Source organism: Brevundimonas vesicularis (assembly GCF_900445985.1).
In the GTDB taxonomy this organism is placed as follows: domain Bacteria; phylum Pseudomonadota; class Alphaproteobacteria; order Caulobacterales; family Caulobacteraceae; genus Brevundimonas; species Brevundimonas vesicularis_D.
Genome location: NZ_UAQP01000018.1, coordinates 1 through 4,199 on the forward strand (window position 1 = coordinate 1; position 4,199 = coordinate 4,199).

Below are 4,199 nucleotides of genomic sequence, written 5' to 3' on the forward strand. Positions count from 1 at the left end.
GGCTGCCGCCATCACGTGATGCGGTTACTTGGGCAGGCGTCAGTCCTTGCAGCGCTAGGGTATCTGTACCGCCGCCGTAGTTATTGATGGTGTCATTGCCATCCCCATAGCGGTAGTAGTAGGTATCGTCGCCAGCGCCGCCGTTTAAGGTATCGCTGCCTTTGCCGCCGGTGATGCTGTCGTTGCCTGCTCCGCCGTCAATGCGGTCGGCGCCTTCGCTGCCATTTAAGGTGTCATCACCGCCGTAGCCATACAGTTCATCATTGCCGGCGCCGCCGTCGAGGCTGTCGGCTCTGTCATAGCCGTAGAGCTTGTCGTTTTGTCCGCTGCTGATTTGGACTTTCTCTTTCACCGCAGCAATGTCCCATTGTCCATCGGCAAAGGCGATAACGTCAATGGCATTGCTGCTGGCATCGCTGCCGTCAAAGTAGTCTGTTACGCTAATGATTGCGCCGTCGGCAAGGTGCAGCAGCAGTGTATTGCCGTCGCGTGCAGCGGTTACCTGCGCTTGGCTGATGCCTTCAAGTTTTAGCGTGTCGGTGCCGCCGCTGTTTTCGTCTTTGTTGGTGATGGTGTCGCTGCCATCGCCTAAGCGGTAAATGTAGGTGTCATCGCCAGCGCCGCCGTTTAAGGTGTCGCTGCCTTTGCCGCCGGTGATGCTGTCGCTGCCTTCGCCGCCGTCAATGCGGTCGGCGCCTTCGCCGCCATCAAGGATGTCGTCGCCATCGTTGCCGTAGAGAATGTCATTGTCTGCACCGCCATGCAGCACGTCATCCGTGCTGTAGCCGTATAGCGTGTCGTTCTGCTCCGTTCCTTGTTGGACGAGCGTGCGAATTTCATCTGTTTCAAAAGCAGTGTTATCATCAAACTCAATGCGGTCAAAAACATACCCTGTTATCGCCTGACCATTAAAGTAGTTCTTAACGGTGATTGTATGTTCTGTTTGTTTAATGGTGATGCGTAAATCATCCCCATTAACACGTGCCATTTGAATATCGTCTTTGCTTAGCTCATGCAATACTAATCGATTGTTGTGCCCTGTCGCCTCAAAATGGTCAACAATGGTATCGTTACCGTCTCCAAGACGATAGTGATAGGTATCTGCACCATTTGCGCCATTCAATACGTCATCACCATATCCGCCAGTAATGCTATCGTCATCATTACCCGCATAAACGGTATCATTGCCAGCACCTGCATCGATAACATTTGCACCATCACCAGCGTAAATCTCATCATCGCCAGCAAGTGCAGAGATGTTATCTGCTTCAGCAGTGTAGTACAGCTTATCGGCTTGTTCAGTAGGATTAGGTTTCAAGGTTTCGACAATATCTTCCCATGATACGGTTGAACCATCAGCAAATTGCAGTTTTTCAATACGGCCTTGATAAACCGAACCATCAAAATTGAAGAAATTATCTAACTGAATCGTACCTTGCGGAGTATGAATCGTAACGTTTGACACATCACGAGTAAAGCTGATGTTTTGTGCGGTAATAGACGCGTCCGTGAATACAATTGAATCGTTACCAGCGCTGTCATAAATACGGTCATCGCCAAATTTGCCGCTAAAGCGATAAATATCATTACCTGCACCGCCTTGGAGCAAATCATTTCCGCCGCGGCCGTCAAACGCCTCATCCTTATCTGTACCAAGCAGCTTGTCGGCAACTTCTGTACCCTTGTAGTAGCGGTGATTTATGAGTGCTGAAAAAATACCACCACGTTCATTGCTTAATGCTTCTAAATGAGAGGCAAGTGTTGTTTGATAATCACCATAATAAGCTCCCAAATCCTCCATATGTTGAACCAAAGATAATATTCTCGTTTCATCTCCGTTTTCATAGGCTTGGGTAAGTAGTTGGTCTACAATAGTCCATATAAGTGGGCTATTGGTGTTTTCAGGTGAAAATAAACCACCATAATCCACTTGATCGGCAATAGCGGCACGCACATAATTAGCAAACTTCTGATATTCAGCAATTAATTTAGGTGCTGCATGCCCATGAGGATTAGGATCGCGTTCGCCCCAGCACCATGTGCCCAGATAGCCATGCCCTGTGAGATGCTCAAGCGTCACTAATTGGCGGGCATCCATCACATGACCATAAATTTTCTTAGGATCGCGGCTATAAGGATCAACGTCCTCACTGCCTGTCCAGCGATAAATTAAGGCATCTAGCAAAGATTCACGCTTAGCTTCATCTGCAGCAATATATTCTTCTACCATTGCTTTGAGCTTGCTGTCTTTGCTCATTGCTATCTGTAAGTTAGGTACATTGCCAAAACCATGAACATCGGGCAGAGTAGCTACATCCTCAGGAATGTCTACCGCTCCAGTATAACGAGAATCCGCAGTGTTGACTTTAAACCATACGTCTTCAATGTCGGACTGAGTGCCATCTGTCCAGGTAACTTGCGAACGATGGGAAATATCGTTATTAGCGTCATCTGTTTCATGAACTTGCTGCGCTTGAAGATTGATAGAAGCAATACCTAAATCAGACAAGGAAGAGAGTTCGTCAGCATCTGTTTTGCCATTATAGTTTCTATCCTGCCAAACTTTGAGCTGTGACCAAATCGCATCTTGAGCAGAAATAACGCCATCGGCGTTCGTGTCATACTGACGCAGGGCTGCAAATCCATCAGCGGCAAGCGTTCCATCTTGTAAAACGGTATGATTGCCGAACAGCTCCGCACCGTTATCAATTTTTCCATTACTATTTAGGTCTAAAGCGAGAAATCCATCATTTCTATTCAACCATGCTGTTTTTTCAGCAAATAAGCTATTATCTAGATCAAAAAATACACCATTTCTTAAAAAGGTAGTTTCAATACCACCTTTGTTTAAGTCTATTACAAGTGGAGAAACGGTTCTCTCAGCATCATCTATATTAGGATGAGATGTTGGTTTTGGAGGCTTATTACATAGCTTATCATTAGAACCTTTTGGATATCCCTCCTCAGATAAGTCTATAAATGTCAAACCTATAGATGCAAAACTGAACACCATGCCTACTACATTAAATTTGTTTGCCATAGTAAATGCAGCAGATAAAAAGCCGAGAGTATCTGACCAAGTTAATTTTTCATTTCTATTTATAACCTTAGCAGCAAAAGTAATTATACCTAAAGCACCAGTAAATTTCGCTAGTTTTCTTACAATACCTTCTTCATACATACCTGAACTGGCAGCATATAAGCCGTCAGATATAATATTAACTGACTTAACGCTACCTCTAATATTTCTCTCACAATCAAAATCATAACTAGCTCCTACTAAATTATTTAGAGAACTTGCTGAACTTGATGTAAGTTTTACTATAACATCAAAAGTAGTCATAAATGGACTGCCCATAATCTACCTCCAAGATTTATAAATACTAATTGCAATATTAAAAATTATGTAAACAGAATAAATCAATAAGAAGAAGTGAAAGAAAAAATAAAGAGTTATTTTTCTATAAAAAGATTTCATTTCTTTGTTAATAAAAATATTTTCTTTTTTTCTTTATTAACTATTCTACTTATTGCAATGCTATTTTCAGTAATATTTTGTATCTATTCTGATAGAATAAAACATAATCATCTGAAAAGTTATAATACCTTTTTTATTCTTACAGAAATCTTCCCAAGTTCCTATACATGAGAAATACCATGTTTGATTATCTTTAGTAACTGTTAAAATGGGACTACCAAATTTGGCACTGGTCTAAAAAGTATGCTGACTAGACCCAAGCATAATTAACATAGTGGAACAGCAAATCAAACGCTTTAAAATGATTAGCGAGTTTTTTAGAGAAACAGCACGTTTTTCTAAACACTCGCCTAAGCCGTTGTCTGAACCGATTGTTATTGCCTTCAATATGCGTGGTATAGCGTTTGCCAACTTTCTTAAAATCAAAGTCAAAAGCCGTTAAGAAACTATCCCAATTGTCACAACAGACATAACCAAAATCAACACCCAATTCGTCAAGCTTGGCTCTTAGCTGTCTTGCGGTTGCTAGATTGCGTTTGCCCCAAACAAAGGCAACAATCTCACCTGTTTGTGGGTCGTAAGCATACACTAGCCACACTTTGTTTTTCTTGTTGCCGACATACGTCCAAAACTCATCGACTTGCAGTTTTCGGTAGTATTGCTGTTTAGGCTTAATGGTCAAGTCAGACTGAACAAGTACATTCAATACTTTGTATTTGCT

2 protein-coding genes are annotated in these 4,199 nt (G+C 42.6%); both read right to left on the reverse strand.

The features are described 5' to 3' along the window. The coding region (locus DT343_RS18310; protein WP_146756786.1) for a calcium-binding protein at window positions 1-3,358 on the reverse strand (3,358 nt) is incomplete at its 3' end. Window positions 3,359-3,728: 370 nt separating this feature from the next. Further along, window positions 3,729-4,199, reverse strand: a 471-nt coding sequence (locus tag DT343_RS18315) for an IS1 family transposase (RefSeq protein ID WP_146756787.1), incomplete at its 5' end; no start/stop codon positions are given.